This is a genomic window from Ensifer meliloti, assembly GCF_030064585.1.
Taxonomy (GTDB): Bacteria; Pseudomonadota; Alphaproteobacteria; order Rhizobiales; family Rhizobiaceae; genus Sinorhizobium; species Sinorhizobium meliloti.
In genome coordinates this window covers 2299166-2318410 of sequence record NZ_CP120365.1, presented here as the reverse complement: position 1 = coordinate 2318410, position 19245 = coordinate 2299166, and the positions used below count along the sequence as shown (strand labels likewise).

The 19245-nt window shown below is 61.5% G+C and carries 19 protein-coding genes; 9 read left to right on the top strand and 10 right to left on the bottom strand.

All coding sequences use genetic code 11. The features are described from left to right. The first annotated feature begins 122 nt into the window (after nucleotides 1–122). On the top strand, nucleotides 123–719 hold the full coding sequence (locus PZL22_RS18095) for a nitroreductase family protein (RefSeq protein WP_003531710.1): 597 nt from the start codon (nucleotides 123–125) through the stop codon (nucleotides 717–719). A 99-nt stretch (nucleotides 720–818) separates the two neighbouring features. On the opposite strand, the gene gyrB is transcribed toward PZL22_RS18095, so the two are convergent. The 5 genes from gyrB to PZL22_RS18070 form a co-directional block, all read right to left on the bottom strand. Further along, nucleotides 819–3254 carry a DNA topoisomerase (ATP-hydrolyzing) subunit B gene (gene gyrB, locus PZL22_RS18090; RefSeq protein ID WP_003531714.1) on the bottom strand — a complete coding sequence of 812 codons (2436 nt, stop codon included), beginning with the start codon at nucleotides 3252–3254 and terminating at the stop codon, nucleotides 819–821. A gap of 134 nt (nucleotides 3255–3388) precedes the next feature. Next, on the bottom strand, nucleotides 3389–3766 hold the full coding sequence (locus tag PZL22_RS18085; RefSeq protein WP_003531717.1) for a type II toxin-antitoxin system RelB family anti-toxin: 378 nt from the start codon (nucleotides 3764–3766) through the stop codon (nucleotides 3389–3391). Continuing rightward, nucleotides 3763–4329: a Smr/MutS family protein gene (locus PZL22_RS18080; RefSeq protein WP_003531719.1), complete on the bottom strand. Its 567-nt coding sequence runs from the start codon at nucleotides 4327–4329 to the stop codon at nucleotides 3763–3765. Before PZL22_RS18080 ends, PZL22_RS18085 begins: the two co-directional genes overlap by 4 nt. Beyond that, entirely contained in the window at nucleotides 4322–5440 is a 1119-nt protein-coding gene (gene mltA, locus PZL22_RS18075) for a murein transglycosylase A (protein ID WP_003531720.1), read from the bottom strand. Before mltA ends, PZL22_RS18080 begins: the two co-directional genes overlap by 8 nt. A 17-nt stretch (nucleotides 5441–5457) precedes the next feature. Beyond that, a complete protein-coding gene (locus PZL22_RS18070) occupies nucleotides 5458–6159 on the bottom strand; it encodes a Tim44/TimA family putative adaptor protein (protein ID WP_003531721.1) in 702 nt (233 codons plus the stop codon). Between the two features lie 134 nt (nucleotides 6160–6293). On the opposite strand from PZL22_RS18070, the gene PZL22_RS18065 reads away from it, so the two are divergent. Both PZL22_RS18065 and secB read left to right on the top strand, forming a co-directional pair. Further along, nucleotides 6294–6875 carry an FxsA family protein gene (locus tag PZL22_RS18065; RefSeq protein ID WP_003531722.1) on the top strand — a complete coding sequence of 194 codons (582 nt, stop codon included), beginning with the start codon at nucleotides 6294–6296 and terminating at the stop codon, nucleotides 6873–6875. 166 nt (nucleotides 6876–7041) lie between these two features. After that, on the top strand, nucleotides 7042–7548 hold the full coding sequence (gene secB / locus PZL22_RS18060; RefSeq protein WP_010968288.1) for a protein-export chaperone SecB: 507 nt from the start codon (nucleotides 7042–7044) through the stop codon (nucleotides 7546–7548). A gap of 105 nt (nucleotides 7549–7653) precedes the next feature. Here the strand turns inward: secB and dnaQ are convergent, their stop codons facing one another. The 5 genes from dnaQ to PZL22_RS18035 all read right to left on the bottom strand — a co-directional run bounded on the left by dnaQ (nucleotide 7654) and on the right by PZL22_RS18035 (nucleotide 11477). Beyond that, nucleotides 7654–8382, bottom strand: coding sequence for a DNA polymerase III subunit epsilon (dnaQ, locus tag PZL22_RS18055; RefSeq protein ID WP_003531724.1), 729 nt, complete (start codon nucleotides 8380–8382; stop codon nucleotides 7654–7656). 192 nt (nucleotides 8383–8574) lie between these two features. After that, on the bottom strand, nucleotides 8575–9159 hold the full coding sequence (gene coaE, locus PZL22_RS18050; RefSeq protein WP_003531725.1) for a dephospho-CoA kinase: 585 nt from the start codon (nucleotides 9157–9159) through the stop codon (nucleotides 8575–8577). Further along, on the bottom strand, nucleotides 9156–10016 hold the full coding sequence (locus PZL22_RS18045) for a shikimate dehydrogenase (protein WP_003531726.1): 861 nt from the start codon (nucleotides 10014–10016) through the stop codon (nucleotides 9156–9158). Before PZL22_RS18045 ends, coaE begins: the two co-directional genes overlap by 4 nt. Then, nucleotides 10009–10608, bottom strand: a complete 600-nt coding sequence (locus PZL22_RS18040; RefSeq protein ID WP_015008011.1) for a Maf-like protein — start codon at nucleotides 10606–10608, stop codon at nucleotides 10009–10011. The genes PZL22_RS18045 and PZL22_RS18040 overlap by 8 nt, the downstream gene beginning before the upstream one ends. A gap of 47 nt (nucleotides 10609–10655) precedes the next feature. Continuing rightward, the gene (locus tag PZL22_RS18035; protein WP_003531728.1) at nucleotides 10656–11477 is read right to left on the bottom strand and encodes a pyruvate, water dikinase regulatory protein; all 822 of its coding nucleotides are present in this window, start codon (nucleotides 11475–11477) and stop codon (nucleotides 10656–10658) included. Between the two features lie 405 nt (nucleotides 11478–11882). Between PZL22_RS18035 and hemE the strand changes: the two genes are divergently transcribed. From hemE to rsmG, 6 genes are all read left to right on the top strand, one after another. Further along, nucleotides 11883–12914, top strand: coding sequence for a uroporphyrinogen decarboxylase (hemE, locus tag PZL22_RS18030; RefSeq protein WP_284718524.1), 1032 nt, complete (start codon nucleotides 11883–11885; stop codon nucleotides 12912–12914). A 10-nt stretch (nucleotides 12915–12924) separates the two neighbouring features. Continuing rightward, on the top strand, nucleotides 12925–13467 hold the full coding sequence (hemJ, locus tag PZL22_RS18025) for a protoporphyrinogen oxidase HemJ (RefSeq protein WP_003531730.1): 543 nt from the start codon (nucleotides 12925–12927) through the stop codon (nucleotides 13465–13467). A gap of 195 nt (nucleotides 13468–13662) precedes the next feature. Next, nucleotides 13663–14928, top strand: coding sequence for a transcription termination factor Rho (rho, locus tag PZL22_RS18020; protein WP_010970587.1), 1266 nt, complete (start codon nucleotides 13663–13665; stop codon nucleotides 14926–14928). A 350-nt stretch (nucleotides 14929–15278) separates the two neighbouring features. After that, on the top strand, nucleotides 15279–16598 hold the full coding sequence (gene mnmE, locus PZL22_RS18015) for a tRNA uridine-5-carboxymethylaminomethyl(34) synthesis GTPase MnmE (protein WP_003531732.1): 1320 nt from the start codon (nucleotides 15279–15281) through the stop codon (nucleotides 16596–16598). Nucleotides 16599–16721: 123 nt separating this feature from the next. Then, nucleotides 16722–18593 (top strand): tRNA uridine-5-carboxymethylaminomethyl(34) synthesis enzyme MnmG, encoded by a 1872-nt coding sequence (gene mnmG / locus PZL22_RS18010; RefSeq protein WP_003531733.1) that lies wholly within the window; start codon nucleotides 16722–16724, stop codon nucleotides 18591–18593. Nucleotides 18594–18601: 8 nt separating this feature from the next. Then, on the top strand, nucleotides 18602–19243 hold the full coding sequence (gene rsmG / locus PZL22_RS18005) for a 16S rRNA (guanine(527)-N(7))-methyltransferase RsmG (RefSeq protein ID WP_003531734.1): 642 nt from the start codon (nucleotides 18602–18604) through the stop codon (nucleotides 19241–19243). Nucleotides 19244–19245: the final 2 nt, after the last annotated feature.

Here is a 19245-nt window from a genome sequence, read left to right as displayed (position 1 = left end):
TTCGCCGGTTCGACAATCGCATGATTGCCGTTTACGGATCCTTCTCGCCTATATTGAGCTGACGCGCAGGAATGGCGATGCGTCGGACAGGTGCGTATCTGCAAGAATAAGGATGTTCGTTCGTGACAGAAATCAACCATAGAAGAGCCGATCACCCCATCCACTCGATCTTTCTGGAGCGCTGGTCGCCGCGCGCCTTTACCGGCGAGGAGATCGGGGAAAAGGATCTGCTCGCCCTTTTCGAAGCGGCGCGCTGGGCGCCTTCGGCCAGCAATCTTCAGCCCTGGCGCTTCGTCTACGCCCGCCACGGCACCGAGCATTTCGTTCGCCTGCTGTCGACGCTCGACGAGGGCAACCAGCGCTGGGCGAAAAACGCATCTGCCCTGGTCATCATCCTTTCGAAAACCCACAGGGTCACAACGACCGGCGAACTGAGGCCGGCCTTTACGCATGCCTTCGACACGGGAGCGTCCTGGTTCGCGCTGGCGCTGCAGACGCGGCTCGCCGGATGGCATGCCCATGCGATGGCGGGGGTCGACAGGGAGAAGGCCATGCAGGTGCTCGGCGTTCCGGAGCACTACCGGGTCGAGGCAGCCGTCGCGATCGGCAGGATTGCGGATCCTTCCACCCTGCCGGACGATCTGCGGGAACGCGAAAAACCAAGCCAGCGCAAGCCCATCAGCGAACTCGTCTTCGAAGGACGTTTCACGGGCGAATGATCCGCGAGCGATCGAGCTTCCGTAAAGACAAGAGCAGGGCGGAGGACCGCCCTGCTCTTGTCGGAGCTATGATCAAAGTACTGCGGCTACACTTGCGCCTCAGATATCGAGATTGGCGACGCTCAGTGCGTTTTCCTGGATGAAGTCGCGCCGCGGCTCCACTTCGTCGCCCATCAGGCGCGAGAACAGACCGTCCGCATCCGTCGCATCGGTAACCTTGACCTGCAGCAGCGAACGGACGTTCGGATCGAGGGTCGTCTCCCACAATTGCTCGGCGTTCATTTCGCCCAGGCCCTTGTAGCGCTGCATGGTGAGCCCCTTGCGGCCGGCGGCGAAGATCGCGTCCAGGAGGGCGCGCGGACCGCTGATCTCCTGCGTGCCATCGCGGCGGCGCAGCACCGGCGGAGCGCCATAGACCTCCTTCAGCCGTGCCTTGAGCTGATCGATATGGCGGGCATCGGAAGAACCGATCAGCGCCATGTCGAGCACGGCCGCTTCCTTGACGCCGCGCACCATGCGTTCGAGCTTCAGCCCGCCTTCCGCCGTCACCGCTGCCTCCCAGCCGCGCTCGGTCTCCTCGGCGATGACATCGAGCCGGCGGGCCACTTCGGCGGCGATCAACTGATATTCGTCGCGTTCGCCGTTGAGTTCCACGTTGAGCGCTCCGGCGATGGCGGCCTGCTCCACGACCGAGCGATTGTAGCGGGAGTGGAGCCCCTCCATCAGCGAGCGCAGGCGCAGCGCGTCGTTGATGACCTCGCGAAGGTCCTGGCCGACGCGCACTTCGCCCGAAGCGAGTTCGAGCGACGCCTCCTCGAGGCCCATGCTGATCAGATAATCTTCGAGCGCCTTCTCGTCCTTGAGGTACTGGACGGACTTGCCGCGCGCCACTTTGTAAAGCGGCGGCTGGGCGATGTAGAGGTGGCCGCGCTCGATCAGCTCCGGCATCTGCCGGAAGAAGAAGGTGAGCAGCAGCGTGCGGATGTGGGCCCCGTCGACGTCGGCATCCGTCATGATGATGATCTTGTGATAGCGCAGCTTGTCGGCGTTGAACTCGTCCTTGCCGATCGACGTGCCGAGCGCGGTGATCAGCGTGCCGATTTCCTGGCTCGACAGCATCTTGTCGAAACGCGCGCGCTCGACGTTGAGGATCTTGCCGCGCAGTGGCAGGATCGCCTGGTTTTCACGCGAGCGGCCCTGCTTGGCCGAGCCGCCTGCCGAGTCGCCCTCCACCAGGAAGAGTTCGGATTTGGCCGGATCGCGCTCGGAACAATCGGCGAGCTTGCCGGGAAGCGACGAGATGTCGAGCGCACCTTTTCGGCGCGTCAACTCGCGTGCCTTGCGCGCGGCCTCGCGCGCGGCGGCCGCCTCCACGACCTTGCCCACGAGAATCTTGGCATCGGAAGGATGTTCTTCGAGCCAGACGCTCAGGGCCTCGTTGACCAGGCTTTCGACGACCGGGCGGACTTCCGAGGACACCAGCTTGTCCTTGGTCTGCGAGGAGAATTTGGGATCGGGAACCTTCACCGACAGCACAGCCGTCAGCCCCTCGCGGCAATCGTCGCCCGTGAGCGATACCTTTTCCTTCTTGGTGATGCCGGATGTATCGGCATAGGAGGTGATCTGACGCGTGAGCGCGCCGCGGAAGCCGGCCATATGCGTGCCGCCGTCGCGCTGCGGAATGTTGTTGGTGAAGCACAGCACGTTCTCGTGATAGCTGTCGTTCCACCACATTGCGACTTCGACGGTGATGCCGTCCTTCTCGCCGCGGATCGACACCGGCTTCTGCACGAGCGGCTTCTTCGCCCGGTCGAGATAGGCGACGAAGGCCTCGAGACCGCCGTCATACATCATTTCTTCCCGACGGATGTCAGAATGGCGCTTGTCGGTCAGCACGATGCGCACGCCGGAATTCAGGAAGGCGAGTTCGCGCAGTCGATGCTCGAGCGTGCCGAACTCGAACTCGATGTTCGAGAAGGTCTGTTCGCTCGGCGTGAAGGTGACCTCGGTTCCGGTCTCGCCGCCGGCGTCGCCCGTCACCTTGAGCGGCCCGTCCGCTACGCCGTGGGTGAAGCTCATTTCGTGGATCTTGCCGGCCCGGCGGATCTTGAGCTTCAGCGACACGGAGAGGGCGTTGACGACCGAAACGCCGACGCCGTGCAGGCCACCGGAGACCTTGTAGGAATTCTGGTCGAATTTCCCGCCGGCATGAAGCTGCGTCATGATGACTTCCGCCGCCGAGACGCCCTCTTCCCGGTGGATGTCCGTCGGTATGCCGCGGCCGTTGTCCGTCACCGTGACGGATCCGTCGGGATTGAGCGTGACGGTCACGATGTCCGCATGGCCGGCAAGCGCCTCGTCGATCGCGTTGTCCACGACCTCGTAGACCATGTGGTGCAGACCCGAGCCGTCGTCTGTGTCACCGATATACATGCCCGGGCGCTTGCGCACGGCATCGAGGCCTTTCAGCACCTTGATGGAATCGGCACCATATTCGGCGATTGCGCCGGCTTCGGTCTCAGAAATATCGGTCATTCGGGCTCAGGTCTTTCCAGGTTTTCGGACGTCGCGATTCATTGCGAATCACAGCGCGAGATGCCTCGCGGACTATAGAAAATTTGTCCAATGGTTCCAAATCCCGACGCGAAGATCTCGGCCGGGAGGGGCTTTCATCCCCTGTCCTTATCAGGAAATGTGGCTTTTTCCAAAACATCTTCCAGCGCCCGAATCGTCTCCGCCGACAGGCCGCGAATCTCCATGCTCAAACGGTTGGCGAAGGCGGTGTGACCGGGCGGAAGGCCGGACGTGTCGAGCACGACTTTCGGGTCTGAAAGATGCGCTATCCGGAAGAGTTCGTCGGCCTCGTCCCAGATCACGTTGAAATAGCCGGCAACGCGCTGGAGGAAGTCGAAGCTCGGCGCTCCCCGCTTGCCGTGTTCGAGAGCGGAGAGATAGGCGGGCGAAACCCCGATCGCCGCCGCCATCTCCTTCTGAGACACGCCCTTGCGCCGGCGAAGTTCGCGCACGGCTTCGCCGAAGGGAGTCATGATGCGCCTCCCTTCGCACGCGCCAGCCGCACATAGAGCGCGCCCTCGCCGCCGTGATTGCGGGCTGCCGGTTCGCAGGACGATATCAATGGCCGGAACTCGGGAAGCGAGAACCAGAGCGGCACGGCCCGCTTCAGGGCGCCGTCGCTGCCGAGCGACGTCCCTTTGCCGGTGATGACGAGGACATGCCTCAAGCCGCGGTCGCGCGCCCTGAGGAGGAACTGCAGCAGCAATCCGTGCGCCTCGCTCTGGATCATGCCGTGCAGGTCGATCCTCGCCTCGAGCGTCAGCCGGCCCTTGGCAAGTTTGCGTTTGACGGGCCGCTCCAGCGGATGATGAGGGCGGTGTTCTGCCTTGTCCCGGCTGAGAGAAAAGCCCCTGCCGGCCTTTTCGGGCGTGCTCGAGGAAGGCGCCGCCTCCGGGCCGGGTACAGCCTTGATTTCCGCGGTCCCGCCCAGCAGCTCCTCGAGATTCTCCAACCGCCCGGGCATGGGCCGCGCCGAACGCGCGACCTTGCCCCAGAGAATGCGGTCCTCGGTGGAAAGCTTCTTGTCCTTAGCCATGGCTGGACTGCGGGCGATATCGGACCGCGGCCGCGCGGGGTACGAAAATGAAGAAGTCTGCGTCGTTGCGCACGCAACCCGCGAGTTCCCCCGCCTGGTCGCCGGAGCCCGTGAAGATATCGCCGCGCGCCGGGCCGACGATGGCTGAACCGGTGTCGAGCGCGAGCATCAGGCGACCGAAGGGATGTCCGCCGTCGAGATGGGTCAGGGTTTCGCTCGCGACATAAAAGGGAACGCCGAATGTGTGGATGAGGCGGTCGACCGCAAGCGAGCGTCCCGGCTCGAGCGGCACCTTGGCAGCCGCCACGGGGCCAAGCCCCTCCTCCTCGACCGGCGCCTCGCGGAAAAAGATGAAGGACCGGTTGTGCCACAGAACCTCGTCCGCCCTGTCGGCATGGGCCGCCAGCCAGGCGCGAATGCTCGCCATCGACACGGTGGCGGCGTCGATCTCGCCGCGATCGATCAACAGTTTCCCGACGGCGGAAAAGCGGTGCCCGGTTTTGGCGGCATAGGTGATGCGACGGCGCGATCCGTCCGGATAGATCAGCCGCGCCGCGCCCTGCACATGGACGAAGAACACGTCGACCTTGGAGCGGGCATAGGCGATTTCCAGACCGCGGCCGGCGAGAAATCCTTCTTCGATCGCGCGGCGGTCCGGATATTCCTCGATCCTGCCGTCGCGGCGGCGGCCGAAGACGAAACAAGGGTCCATTCCTTCCGGCCGGTTCGTGTCGTCGATGTCGACGAGGTCCGAGGGGCGCCGGTAGAAGGGAAAGCGGAACTCCGCATCCGGCCCAGCCCGTACCTCGATCTCGGGTTCGTAGAAAGCGGTGACGAAGCCGGTCCTTTTCTCTTCCGGGCAGATTCGGAACGGAACGAACTGGGCTTCGAAAAATGCGCGTGCGGCCGCCGCATCGGAGAAATCGCTGCCCGCCGCCTCGAAGGCGGGCAGGAGGTCGCCGACCGAAATGCCGAGCGAGCCGGTCTTGTACGGCTTCACCTCCGTTGCATGCCGGTGACAGCGCCGAAGCGAAGCGATCACCGGCGCCGGGTCGTCCGCAGACCAGCCGGGCAGCTCCGAAAAGGAGACCGGCTCGAGATGAAAAGCCATGGCCGCCCGCTTCCCGGTCAGTTTTCCGATTCGGTGGCGATCAGCTTCCAATTCGGGTCGCGTGAACGGATATCGCGCGCAAAAGTCCACAGGTCGTTCACTTCGGCAACCGAATCGGCGTCTCCGTCGACCAGTTTCCCCTGCTTGTCGTAGGTCGCGGAAATAAGCTGGCTGATGATCCTGACCGTTATGTTTTCCTCGGCGTCCTTGATCTCCGCGTGCACGATATCGGCTTTGTCGATGCCGACGAAGGTCGACTTGACCACCTCGCCCTTGGCCTCGCGCTCCCCAATCGCGGCCTCGAAGCCCTCGTAGACTTCGCGGGACAGCAAACCCTTGAGGGTTTTGCGGTCGCCATCGGCAAAGGCCATGACGATCATCTCGTAGGCCATCTTCGCACCGTTGAGGAATTCGGCCGGATTGAAGTTGGGATCCGCGTCGGTCATTGCCCGGAGTTGGGCATTCAGCGGAGTTCCGGCCTTGGCGACGGTCTCGATCGCGGCATAGCGCGACTCGTCCTCCGCCGTCTCGCGACGGGGAAGCTGAACGACCTTGCCGTTATCCTTGGCTTCCGGCCCTTGAGCGATATCCCGTGGAGAGTAGGGATCGAAAGGAGGCCGCTCGCTGCCGGTCCTGCGACCTAAGACGCTACGCAATTGCAGGAAGATGACCACGGCAGCGATCAGGAAAAAAAATGTGATGAAATCAAAAGAGCCCATTTCCACCCGGAACCGCTGTTAGAATTTCTCGTACTGTTCCATATAGTCCGGAAGGATAGACCATTCAAACGACGATGTCGCACCCATAAACCGGAGACCGGACAATTGCACTCACCTTCTTGCGAGCACGGGCGATGCGTTTCCTGATCCCGCTCGTCATTCTCGGGCTGCCGCTTGCGGAAATCGCAGGCTTCGTCGCCGTCGGGCGCGAGATCGGCGTGGCGATGACGCTTCTTCTCGTTTTCGCAAGTGCCGTCGCCGGCATCATGCTCCTGCGCATTCAGGGATTCGGCGTGCTCCGGCGCGTGCAGGAGGCGGCGCGGACGGGCAACGATCCGGGGCTGGACGTTCTCGGCGGTGTGCTGATCTTCATCGCCGCTATCCTTTTGATCGTGCCCGGTTTCATCAGCGACCTCGTCGGCCTTCTCATCTTTCTGCCCCCGGTCCGGCGCGCCATCGCCGCCTTCCTGCGCAGAAGGATGACGATTTTGAGCAGCGCAACCGGCTTCTATCGTTCCTCCAGGCGCCAATCCCCTGGCCCTCAATCCTCTGGTCCTCAGTCCTCTGGTCCCCAATCCGCTGGCCCCCAGTCCGCTGGCACCCCTCGCGAGGAGCGCCGCGGCCCGCTGACGATCGATCTCGACGAGGACGAATTTTCGCGCAAGACAAAGGACGAAGACGACCCGCCGCCGCCGCCGGATCGTCCGCCTCATTGATCCGAGCTTCACTTTTTCTGATCCCGGCTCCAATCGGGTCTATAATACCGGTTCCCAAAGAAGGTCGGACGTGTTCCTGCGTCGGGCCAGGCCGGGCCACGAGGGTTGTAAGCCCAGGCCCTAAATGCTAGATGGCCTCACCAATTCGAAGTCCGAGGAAACTCTTATGACGACTGATACCGCATCAAACGGCAACGGCAGTGCCCAGCAGCAGAGCCCGTCGCTCAATATCCTGGCCCAGTACGTCAAGGACCTCTCCTTCGAGAACCCCGGCGCACCGCGTTCGCTGCAGGCTCGCGACCGCTCCCCGTCGATCAACATCAATGTCAATGTCAATGCCAATCCGCTGGCGGAGAATGATTTCGACGTTGTCCTGTCGTTGAGCGCCCAGGCGAAGGACGGCGACAAGATGCTCTTCAACGTCGAGCTCGCCTATGGCGGCGTCTTCCGCGTTGCCGGCTTCCCGCAGGAGCACATGCTGCCGCTGCTCTTCATCGAGTGCCCGCGCCTCCTGTTCCCCTTCGCGCGCCAGATCGTAGCCGACGCCACCCGCAACGGCGGCTTCCCGCCGCTGATGATCGATCCCATCGATTTCGCGCAGATGTTTGCCCAGCGCATGGCCGAGGAAAAGGTCCGCGCGCAGGTGGCCAATACCAACGACACGGCCAACTGATCGGTCCGAATGATTGGAAGACCCGGCTCACCGAGCCGGGTTTTTTGTGCCCGGTCTATGCGATTCGGCTTGAGAAACCTCGCGGGCGCCGCAATACGGATAGGCCTAGACAGCTTCCGATCTGAGAACGTCATCGGCTTCGCTGTATTTCGACCAGATCGCATTCGCGCCGATCTTCGCGACGAGCGCCGCATGGGCGGCGATCTCGGCCTCCGTCAGCCGTGGCCGTAGAGGCCTTTCCCTTGTGACCACGACGACCGGTCCGTCGTCAGCCTCGATCGGCCGGTCACCTGCCTCCGTCACCACGAGACCGAGCGCGGCCTGGCGCCCGCCGATCATCTCGATATAGACCTCGGCCAGCAGCTCGGAGTCGAGCAGGGCTCCGTGCCTGGTTCGATGGGAGTTGTCTACACCGTAGCGACGGCAGAGCGCATCGAGCGAATTCGGCCCCATCGGGTGCTTGCGGCGGGCAAGAGCCAGAGTGTCGATAACCCGGTCGCTGCCGATCGGCGGCAGGCCGAGCCGCTCGAACTCCGCATTGATGAAGCCGATGTCGAAGGTGGCGTTGTGGGCGACCCAACGGGCATCGCCGAAGAAATCGACGATTTCCTGGGCGACATCGGCGAAGGGCGGCTTGTCCTTCAGGAACTCGTCGGTGATACCGTGGACGGCCAGCGCTTCCGGGTGAACCTTGCGCTCCCCCGGATTGATATAGATATGGATCGTGCGCCCCGTCGGAAACTGGTTCTCGAGCTCGATACCGCCGATCTCGATCACCCGGTCCTCGCGGTTGTCGAGGCCGGTCGTTTCCGTATCGAAGATGATTTCACGCATACGGGAGCCCTGTGGACGCTGTTTCGGGGCGAATCACCCGAAGCTGACCTTCATTCTTAATGGCATTTCGCCGTCATTTGAAGCTACAGTGCCAGGTTTGCACCGATGATAGCGCATCGGTTCGCGAAGCGATCTAGCTCTTCGAGTCGCCTCCCGACGGAGACACTGACACTTTTCCTGAAAGTGCGCTAACTAACCGGCCCGCAAATCATCGACGATCGCACGGATCTGCTGCCGCGTGACGTCGAAGCTGTCGCTTGTGTCGACGATATAGTCGGCGCGGGCGCGCTTTTCGCTGTCGGGCACCTGCCGCTTGAGGATCATCGCAAACTTCTCGGCGGTCATGCCCGGGCGCTTCATGACGCGTTCCCTCTGCATCTCCGGATCGCAGGTCACGACGACGATGCGGTCGAGGCGCGCCTCGGCCTTGGTCTCGAAGAGGAGCGGAATATCGAGCAGCACGAAAGGTGCACCGTCCGCTCTGTGCCGCGCAACGAACTCCTGCTCCTTGGCGCGCACGAGCGGATGGACGATCCGTTCCAGCTCGGCCAGCCGCTCGGGTGCCGCAACAAGCCGCAGCGAAAGCTCGGCCCGGTCGATGACCCCGCCCTTGGCGACGCCCGGAAAGGCCGCTTCGACCGGAGCCACCGCTTCGCCGCTATAGAGCATATGCACCACTTCGTCGGCATCGTTCACCGGCACGCCGAGTTCCCGGAACATGCCCGCAGCAGTCGATTTTCCCATTCCGATGGAGCCGGTAAGCCCGACGATGATCATGCGTGCCTGTCCATATCGCTGATGATGATCTGTCTTAGCGTTTCGTCGACGACCGGCCTCAGTCCGAACCATTTTTCAAATCCGGGCACTGCCTGATGCAGAAGCATGCCAAGTCCGTCGACGATGCGGAAGCCCTGCTCTTCCGCCTGCCGCAACAGCGGCGTCTTCAATGGCACATAGACGATGTCGGTGACGACGGCGTCGGGTGCCAGGCCCGAAAAGTCGATCGCCGGCGCCGGCTCGCCGTCCATGCCGAGCGACGTCGTGTTGACGAAGAGGCCGGCGCCGGAAACGACTTCGGGAAGCGCCGCCATCGAATGTGCGTGCACCGCCGTGCCGAAGCGATCGGCCAGTTCCCTCGCCCTCTCGGGCGTGCGGTTCACCACATGGATCGTCTTGACCCCGCGGTCGCGGATCGCCTGGATCACGGCCCGGCTGGCGCCGCCGGCACCGAGAATCACTGCGGCCGAGATGCGGTCCCATCCTTTGGCGCGCTCGTCCAGATTGGCGACGAAGCCACGCCCGTCGGTGTTCGTCGCGCGGATTTTTCCATCCTCGAGCCAGAGCGTGTTGGCCGCACCGAGTTCGGCGCTCAGTTCGTCCGGCCGATCGGCCAGCCGGAAGGCGGCCTCCTTATGCGGAATCGTGACATTGCCGCCGCAGAAGTCGGTTCTTCCTTCCTTGATCTGCCGCATGAAATCGGGAAAGGCCTCGGGCGTAACTTCGTGGGCCCGGTAGCTCCCCCGAATTCCGAACTGTTTCAGCCAATGGCCATGAATGAGCGGCGATCGCGAATGCTTCACCGGATAGCCGGTGACAAAGGCATGGTTAACAAATGTTTCACGTGAATCACGCATCGATCGCACCCAGTTCGCGTAGTTTGGAGAGAAGCGGCAGCATCGGCAGGCCGAGTATGGTGAAATAGTCGCCCTCGATCCTCTCGAAGAGCTGGATGCCCTCGCCTTCGAGCTGATAGGCGCCGACGCTTGTCAGCGCCTTCTCGCCCACCCTTGCAAGATGCCGATCGATGAAGCCGTCGCTCAATGGCCGCACGGTCATGTTCGCAGTCGAGACGTGCCGCCAAACGACCTCATCGTCGCGCACAAGAACGATCGCGCTGTTGAGACTGTGCATCCTGCCCGAGAGCGACCGGAGATGTTCGGCGGCTTCCGTCATGTCCCGGGGCTTGTGATAGACGCGGGTTCCAAGCGACATCGTCTGATCCGAACCGATGACAAGGGCGTCCGAAAAATATCGTGCGACATCCTTCGCCTTGGCTTCGGCCAGCGCCAGCGCGACATCAGCCGGCGAAGCGCCAGACGCTTCCAGCGGCTGCTCGAGCGCACGCTCGTCGATCGCGGCGGCCCGGGCCTCGAAGGCCAGTCCTGCATTGGAAAGCAGAGCGCGACGAAAAGGACTGGCCGAGGCCAATATGAGCAAGGGTTTCATTTTCCGGTTCCGTGTTCGCGACCTGCAAGCTGTTCTTGCGGTTCGCTCTATCTAAGCCGCGGCCGCAGGGCAACGATTGCTGCGGCAGTCTCCTCTATCGAGCGCCGCGTTACGTCGATCAGCGGCCAGTTGTTGCGCGCGCAAAGCGAGCGGGCATATTTAAGCTCCTCGGCGATCGCCGCCCGATCGGTATAGTCTTCCCCGTGGAAGCTCTGCGTCGTTCCGAGCACGCGATGCTGGCGCACCTGGGAGAGACGCTCGGCCGAAGCGATAAGCCCGACGATGAGTGGTTTCGTCGCCTTCAGGAGCGCATCGGGCAGGGGCACGCCCGGCACGATCGGTATGTTGGCCGTCTTTATACCGCGATTGGCGAGATAGATGCTCGTCGGTGTTTTCGACGTGCGGCTCACGCCCACAAGGACCACATCCGCCTCGTTGAAATCGGAGGGGATCTGACCGTCGTCATGATCCATCGTGAAGTTCAACGCCTCGATCCGGGCGAAATATTCGGCATCCATGACATGCTGCGCACCCGAGCGGCGGCGCGAGGGCGAGCCGAGATAGGATTGGAAAAGTTCAATGATCGGGTCGAGGACCGAGACGCAGGGCACGCCGATCTCGCGGCATCTCTGATCGATGAGGCCGGCAAGTTCCCGGTCGACGATCGTGTAGAGTACGATTCCCGGTGCCCCGTCGACCGCGTCCATGACCTGCATCAGCTGCTTCCGGTTGCGGATCAGCGGATAGACGTGTTCCAGCGCATGGGAGGACTGGAATTGCGCAGCAGCCGCTCGGCCGGCGGCGATCAGAGTTTCGCCGGTCGAATCGGAGATCAAATGCAGATGGAAGTAGTTTTTGCGGTTCTCCACGCAATTCTCCGCGGTCTGTTGATAAGGCGGGACAAAAACAGCTAACGGCGGCGCCTGGCTTCAGGCAAGTGGAAAAGCGGCGACTTGTTCACATCTGACACCTAACCGGAAATCTCTTGCCCGGGCATGTGGACAAGACTCATGGCCACGACAAATTGTCACGCGGATCGACTCCTCATCCACAGGAACCGCAAACTCCCGATCGCCGGCAAGGGGCTGACTCTGCAGTGTTTTCGCGGGTTTCCCCACTTACAGCGCAATTCGGCCGGAATCTCTCCCGCCTCTTTGCCGGAGATTGACGCGGGCTGGATAGGATGAGGATTGATTTTAATCCTTGATACCCACCGACTCTAAGAAATAGAAACCTTATAAAATCAGTTTTATTTTTAGATTAGGAAGCGGCAAGTGAGCGAAACGCATCGCAAAGTGCTGGAGGTTTTGAGCGGGAGAGCGCTCACCCCTCCCCCCATCTGGCTGATGCGACAAGCGGGACGCTATCTCCCCGAATACAGGGCGGTGCGCGCGAAGGCCGGAAGCTTTCTCGATCTCTGTTACACGCCGGACCTCGCGGTCGAAGTGACGTTGCAGCCGATCCGCCGCTACGGCTTCGATGCCGCGATCCTTTTCTCCGATATTCTCGTGATACCCGATGGGCTCAAGCGCAATGTTCGTTTCGAAGAGGGACAGGGTCCACGGATGGATCCGATCGACGAAGACGGGATTGCCCGGCTGAGCCCCGATGGCGTCATCGCTCACTTGGCTCCGGTTTTCGAGACCGTCTCCCGGCTGAGACGCGAACTGCCGACGGAAACCACGCTCCTCGGCTTCTGCGGGGCGCCGTGGACGGTGGCGACCTATATGATCGCCGGCCGCGGAACGCCGGACCAGGCGCCTGCGCGTCTTTTCGCCTATCGTCATCCCAAGGCTTTCGAGCGGCTTCTGACGCTGCTCGCCGACATTTCCGCCGACTATCTGGTAAAACAGATCGATGCCGGCGCCGATGCTGTGCAGATATTCGATTCCTGGGCCGGTGTGCTCGGCGAGGAGGAGTTCCAGCGTTTCGCGATCGAGCCGGTCCGGCGGATGATCGCATCCGTGCGCGCGCGCCGCCCCTCGGCCAAAAGCATCGCTTTCGCGAAGGGTGCGGGCCTCCTGCTGAAGAATTATCGGCAGGCGACCGGTGCGGATGCGATCGGCCTCGACTGGTCGGTGCCGCTCGCCTTCGCCGCCGAATTGCAGAAGGACGGGCCGGTTCAGGGCAATCTCGATCCGGTGCGGGTCGTGGCCGGTGGCGCGGCCCAGGAGCATGGAACCGACCGCATCCTGGACGTCCTCGGCCAGGGGCCGCTGATCTTCAATCTCGGCCACGGCATAACGCCGGACGCCGATCCGGATCACGTTGCCGCACTCGTCGCCCGCGTTCGAGGATCGCGATGAAAGGGCAGCGATGAGAGGGGAACGCCAAACCGACAGCGGGCCGGGCAAACGGGCTCGCCTTCGTGCGGCCATCGCGGTCTCGGCCTTTGCGGCTTTGCTGATCGGCCTCTTCGCCGGGCAGCCGGACGACCTCTATCTGTGGATCAAGGCGCTCCACATCATTGCGGTGATCTCCTGGATGGCGGCGCTGCTCTACATGCCGCGCCTGTTCATCTATCACACCGATGCAGCGCCCGGATCGGAACAGTCCGAGACCTTCAAGATGATGGAACAGCGACTGCTCAAGGTCATCATGAATCCGGCCATGATGATCTCATGGGTGCTCGGACTTTACCTCGCCTGGAGCGTCTATGGCTTTGTCGGGGGTTGGCTGCATGCGAAGATTCTCTGCGTTTTTCTGCTGACGCTGGTGCATGTGCATTTCAGCCGCGCGGTGAGAGCCTTCCAGCGGGACGAGAATCGCCGCGACGCGCGCTATTGGCGGCTGATGAACGAGGCGCCAACCCTGCTGATGATCGCCATCGTCATCCTTGTCGTGGTGAAACCATTTTGAATTCAATCGATTCGCAGCTGCAATAGTTGCTGCTAAATTGCCGCGACCCCTTGCGGCGTTTCACGTGAATCGCTATTTTCCCTCATCTCCTTCTTCCTGTGGCCTGTGACGAAGTTTTAGAGCCTGCCTCTTCCCCCTTGCAGCTCCCTTACAAATCGCGCCGGCTCCCAATCCCCTATCAAGCACGGACCCTTCATGGCTGAAATGAAGCTTCAAGAACTTAAGAACAAGACGCCGACCGACCTCCTGGCCTTTGCCGAAGAGCTCGAGGTGGAGAATGCCAGCACGATGCGCAAGCAGGAGCTGATGTTCGCGATCCTCAAAATGCTGGCTCAGCAGGAAATCGAGATCATCGGCGAGGGCGTCGTCGAGGTCCTTCAGGACGGATTTGGCTTCCTGCGCTCGGCCAATGCGAACTATCTCCCGGGTCCTGACGATATCTATATTTCGCCTTCGCAGATCCGCCGCTTCTCGCTGAAGACCGGAGACACGGTCGAGGGCCCGATCCGCGGGCCGAAGGAAGGCGAACGCTATTTCGCACTTCTGAAGGTCAACACGATCAACTTCGACGATCCGGAGAAGATCCGCCACAAGGTTCACTTCGACAACCTGACGCCGCTCTATCCGAACGAGCGCTTCAAGATGGAACTCGAGGTTCCCACGTCCAAGGATCTCTCGGCGCGAGTCATCGATCTGGTCGCACCGCTCGGCAAGGGCCAGCGCGGCCTGATCGTAGCGCCGCCGCGCACCGGTAAGACGGTGCTTCTCCAGAACATCGCGCATTCGATCACCGCGAACCATCCGGAGTGCTACCTGATCGTCCTCTTGATCGACGAGCGGCCGGAGGAAGTCACGGACATGCAGCGCTCGGTCAAGGGCGAAGTGGTGTCGTCGACCTTCGACGAGCCGGCAACGCGCCACGTCCAGGTCGCCGAGATGGTGATCGAAAAGGCCAAGCGCCTGGTGGAACACGGACGCGATGTGGTGATCCTGCTCGACTCGGTCACCCGTCTCGGCCGCGCCTACAACACGGTCGTTCCCTCCTCGGGCAAGGTTCTGACCGGCGGTGTCGACGCAAACGCCCTGCAGCGCCCGAAGCGCTTCTTCGGCGCTGCGCGCAACATCGAGGAAGGCGGTTCGCTGACGATCATAGCAACGGCGCTGATCGACACCGGTAGCCGCATGGACGAAGTCATCTTCGAAGAGTTCAAGGGTACCGGCAACTCCGAAATCGTCCTTGACCGCAAGGTTGCGGACAAGCGCATCTTCCCGGCTATGGACATCCTGAAGTCCGGCACGCGTAAGGAGGACCTCCTGGTCCCGCGTCAGGACCTGCAGAAGATCTTCGTGCTGCGCCGCATTCTCGCGCCGATGGGCACGACCGACGCGATCGAGTTCCTCATCGACAAGCTGAAGCAGACGAAAACCAATGGCGACTTCTTCGACTCGATGAATACGTAAGAGCGAGACTTTCTTTCTCGGGAAAGAGGCCGGCGTGTCCAGCGCCGGCCTCTTCGTGCATCTGGGATGCAGCACATCCTCCTGCCGCCATTCTTCCCCTGTCGATTGTCATCCCGGTCGAGCCCGATACGGGAGTGATTCACGTGAAACGCCGGGGAGATGCGCCCAAAACAGGGCGGCACTTGATTTCGAGCTCGGCTCGGTGCATAAGGCCGCTTCGCTTTAGCCCGACGAGCGTCGCACAGTTGCGCTTCCGATTGGCTCTGCCCGATTCCCAATGTTCAAGATGCCGTGATGGCGGGTATGGCCTGCGTCGAACCCTGCTCGTCATTCCGTAAACCGGTAAGCTGATGCTATCCACCGATACGATCTACGCGCTTTCGAGCGGTTCGCTGCCTGCAGGAGTTGCCATTATCCGCGTGAGCGGTCCGGAGACCGCAGATGCGCTGGTGCGACTTTGCGGAACCCTACCCCCGCCGCGCATCGCAACGCTCAGAACGATTCGGACTCGAAACGGTGAAACGCTGGATAGCGGCCTGGTGCTCTATTTTCCGACGCCGGCGTCTTTCACCGGTGAAGATTGCTGCGAATTGCAGGTTCACGGCGGACGGGCCGTGGTGAGCGCCATTCTCGACGAGCTTGCCGCAACCGGCGGCCTACGACATGCGGAGGCCGGAGAATTCGCAAGGCGGGCCTTTCAGAATGGCAAGCTGGATCTGGTCGAGGTGGAGGGGCTGGCGGACCTGATTGCGGCAGAAACGGAAATGCAGCGTCGTCTCGCCATAGAGCAGTCCGGTGGCGGGCAGTCCGCACTCTATGCCGGTTGGGCCCGACGGCTGACCCATTCGCGTGCAATGATCGAGGCGGAGCTCGACTTTGCGGATGAGGACGATGTTCCGGGTTCCGTCAGCGCGGTGATCTGGGAAGATGTCGGCAGGCTCCGACAGGAAATAGATGGACATATCGCGCGCGCCGGCTTGGCCGAGATCATTCGGGACGGGCTCAAGATCGTCATTGCCGGTGAGCCGAACGCAGGCAAGTCGAGCTTGCTGAACGCCCTGGCGCGAAGGGACATCGCTATCGTGACGGAGGTCGCGGGAACGACACGCGACGTACTGTCCGTGGATCTTTCCTTAGCCGGATTCTCAGTTAAACTCTTCGATACGGCTGGGCTTCGTGAAACGGACGAGCTTGTGGAGCGGGAGGGTATTCGGAGAGCGCGGCAGGTTATCGCCGATGCCGATCTTGTCCTCCTATTATCGGAAAAACCGGGATATTTTCGGATTGATGAGGTTCTTCCGGAAAACGTGCCCGTTATTCGGGTCGCAACCAAGGTTGACCGCCCTTTGCCGAGTTGGGCTCCCTCGGATGCGGACATCTTTCTGTCCACGAGGACCGGTGAAGGCATGGCCGATCTGTTGACGGCGCTGCAGTCGCATCTCCCCGATCTGGCCGGTAGGACAGCCTTGGCGATGCCCTCGCGGAAGCGCCACGTCGATTGCCTGCGACAGGCCAGTGCCGCACTGGAGCGCAGCCTGATTTCTTCCGACCTCGAACTGCGTGCGGAGCAGCTTCGGCAAGCAGGCGATGCCCTAGGCAGGATAACCGGGCGGGTCGATGTAGAGAACCTTTTGGACGTGATATTCTCCGAGTTCTGTATCGGAAAGTAACCCGGCCGACGATAAAACGCAGGCGAGTCATTGCGCGCGTTTCACGTGAAACGCTCTTGACTCAATCGTATGAACCGACAATCAAGGCGGAAGCCGGAAAAGGGTCTAGGCTGGAGCATGTCTATGACGGACTATGATGTCATCGTGATTGGTGGAGGCCACGCGGGCTGCGAAGCTGCCTCGGCTTCTGCGCGGCTCGGCGCCCGTACGGTCCTCATTACGCATAAAATGGATACCATCGGGGTAATGTCCTGTAACCCCGCGATCGGTGGGCTGGGCAAGGGCCATCTCGTCCGGGAGATCGATGCACTCGACGGCCTCATGGGACGTGTGGCCGATGCTGCCGGCATCCAGTTCCGGCTACTCAACCGGCGCAAGGGGCCGGCAGTGCGCGGCCCACGGACGCAGGCAGATCGCAAGCTGTATCGCGAGGCAATGCAGCGGGAGATCAGCGGGATCGAAAACCTCTCGGTGATTGAAGGCGATGCCTTCGATCTATTGACAGAGGACGGTGTGGTTTGTGGCACGGCTATGAAGGACGGGCGGGTCTTTCGGGCGGCAGCCGTCGTTCTTACGACCGGCACGTTTCTAAAGGGCCTCATCCATATCGGTCAGCGCAAGATTCCGGCCGGACGCGTGGGTGAGGAACCGTCTCTAGGCCTCTCCGGGACACTGCGGCGTTTCGGCCTGCAGCTTGGCCGATTGAAGACCGGCACGCCGGCGCGCTTGGACGGGCGCACGATTGACTGGGACCGCGTCGGGCGCCAAGGTCCGGACGAAAACCCGGTTCCGTTCTCGTTCATGACCGATGCGATCATCAATCGTCAGATTGATTGCGGCGTAACGCGAACCACGGATGCAACGCACAAGATCATCGCCGATAACATTCACCAATCCGCGATGTATTCGGGACAGATCGAAGGCGTCGGCCCACGCTATTGCCCCTCTATCGAGGACAAGATCGTTCGCTTCGGCGAGAGGGACGGTCACCAGATATTTCTGGAGCCGGAAGGACTGGACGATGACACCGTTTATCCGAACGGGATCTCGACCTCCCTTCCCGAGGATGTGCAGGACGCCTTCATTCGTACAATTCCGGGGTTAGAGCAGGTCAAGATCCTGCAGCCGGGCTACGCGATCGAGTACGACCACGTCGATCCGCGGGAGCTGGAACTGTCCTTGGGCGTGCGCAAAATGCCCGGACTATTTCTTGCGGGGCAGATCAACGGCACAACGGGATACGAAGAGGCAGGAGCTCAGGGGCTCGTTGCCGGTTTGAATGCCGCGCTTCGCTCGATCGGCCGCGCTCCACATTTCTTCAGCCGCACCGACTCCTACATCGGGGTGATGATCGATGACCTGACTTCGCGGGGCATAACCGAACCCTATCGCATGTTCACGTCGCGGGCGGAATACAGGCTGTCGTTGCGCGCAGATAATGCGGACATGCGGTTGACTCCGGCGGGTATTGCCCTGGGATGTGTCGGCGACGCGCGCCGTCAGCGCTTCGAGGCATGGAAGCATTCCTATGAGACGGGACGCACGCTCCTCCAGTCTCTTTCAGTCACGCCAAGCGAAGGCAAGCGTTTCGGCCTGAAGCTCAATCAGGACGGACAGCGTCGGACCGCTTTCGATATCCTCTCCTACCCGGACCAGTCGATCGCCGCCTTGAAGCCGCTTTGGCCTGAACTTCAAACCATTCCTGCCGGAGTGGTCGAGGCGCTGGAGATCGATGCGGCCTATGCTGTCTACATGGAGCGTCAGGCCACTGACATTGCCGGTGTAAGGCGGGATGAAAATACGTCCATACCGGATGATTTCGACTACGAGGTGCTTCCCGGGCTTTCGAACGAGCTTAAGCAAAAGCTGGCACAGCACAAACCGAGGAACCTCGCCCAGGCCATGAAAGTCGATGGCGTGACGCCAGCAGCTATATCTCTCATTTTGTCTTGGCTGCGCAGGCAGGTTCGCCAAGCACAACGTGTGGGTGGGTAAGGTATACAATGCAAGCGAGTCTCACTCAGGCACTGAACGGATTGCGTGTTTCACGTGAAACGGTTCAAAAGCTCGAACATTTTGCCTCCCTTTTCCAGAAATGGGCGCGATCGATCAACCTCGTCGCGCCGTCGACGCTGGAGGATTTATGGCGGCGCCATATCCTCGATAGCCTCCAGCTTTACCAACTCTCCCCTGGGACGAAGACCTGGGTCGATCTCGGAAGCGGCGGCGGATTTCCCGGGGTCATTACGGCGATTTGCCTCTCGGAGGCAGAGGGCGGATGGGTCCATCTGGTGGAGAGTAATAACAAGAAGGCCGCATTCTTGCGCGTTGCGCTGAGGGAAACCGGAGCCAGGGGTTCCGTTCATCCGATTCGAATCGAGGCAGCGCCCGCCGAAATCCCGAGTTGCGACGCGATTTCGGCGCGTGCGCTCGCCGATTTGAGCCAATTGCTCGACTATTGTGCTCCATGGATGCTCGCTGAAGGCTCCGGAACGGTCGCTTTCTTTCACAAAGGGCGGGATTATCAGCAGGAAGTCGACAAAGCCGTTAGCCGCTTTCAATTCGATCTGATAAAACATGCAAGTGTCGTCGAGCCGGATTCGGTTGTGCTCGAGATTGCAAATCTTTCACGTCGGACGAAGTGATA

Coding starts and splice junctions, on each gene's coding strand:
- mltA (WP_003531720.1), bottom strand. CDS start 5,440: ATGGCTTTTCATCTCGAGCCGGTCTCCTTTTCGGAGCTGCCCGGCTGG.
- secB (WP_010968288.1), top strand. CDS start 7,042: ATGACGACTGATACCGCATCAAACGGCAACGGCAGTGCCCAGCAGCAG.
- gyrB (WP_003531714.1), bottom strand. CDS start 3,254: ATGACCGATATTTCTGAGACCGAAGCCGGCGCAATCGCCGAATATGGT.
- PZL22_RS18040 (WP_015008011.1), bottom strand. CDS start 10,608: ATGAAACCCTTGCTCATATTGGCCTCGGCCAGTCCTTTTCGTCGCGCT.
- PZL22_RS18085 (WP_003531717.1), bottom strand. CDS start 3,766: ATGACTCCCTTCGGCGAAGCCGTGCGCGAACTTCGCCGGCGCAAGGGC.
- PZL22_RS18045 (WP_003531726.1), bottom strand. CDS start 10,016: ATGCGTGATTCACGTGAAACATTTGTTAACCATGCCTTTGTCACCGGC.
- PZL22_RS18080 (WP_003531719.1), bottom strand. CDS start 4,329: ATGGCTAAGGACAAGAAGCTTTCCACCGAGGACCGCATTCTCTGGGGC.
- dnaQ (WP_003531724.1), bottom strand. CDS start 8,382: ATGCGTGAAATCATCTTCGATACGGAAACGACCGGCCTCGACAACCGC.
- mnmG (WP_003531733.1), top strand. CDS start 16,722: ATGACGGACTATGATGTCATCGTGATTGGTGGAGGCCACGCGGGCTGC.
- rsmG (WP_003531734.1), top strand. CDS start 18,602: ATGCAAGCGAGTCTCACTCAGGCACTGAACGGATTGCGTGTTTCACGT.
- mnmE (WP_003531732.1), top strand. CDS start 15,279: ATGCTATCCACCGATACGATCTACGCGCTTTCGAGCGGTTCGCTGCCT.
- PZL22_RS18070 (WP_003531721.1), bottom strand. CDS start 6,159: ATGGGCTCTTTTGATTTCATCACATTTTTTTTCCTGATCGCTGCCGTG.
- rho (WP_010970587.1), top strand. CDS start 13,663: ATGGCTGAAATGAAGCTTCAAGAACTTAAGAACAAGACGCCGACCGAC.
- PZL22_RS18065 (WP_003531722.1), top strand. CDS start 6,294: ATGCGTTTCCTGATCCCGCTCGTCATTCTCGGGCTGCCGCTTGCGGAA.
- hemJ (WP_003531730.1), top strand. CDS start 12,925: ATGAGAGGGGAACGCCAAACCGACAGCGGGCCGGGCAAACGGGCTCGC.
- coaE (WP_003531725.1), bottom strand. CDS start 9,159: ATGATCATCGTCGGGCTTACCGGCTCCATCGGAATGGGAAAATCGACT.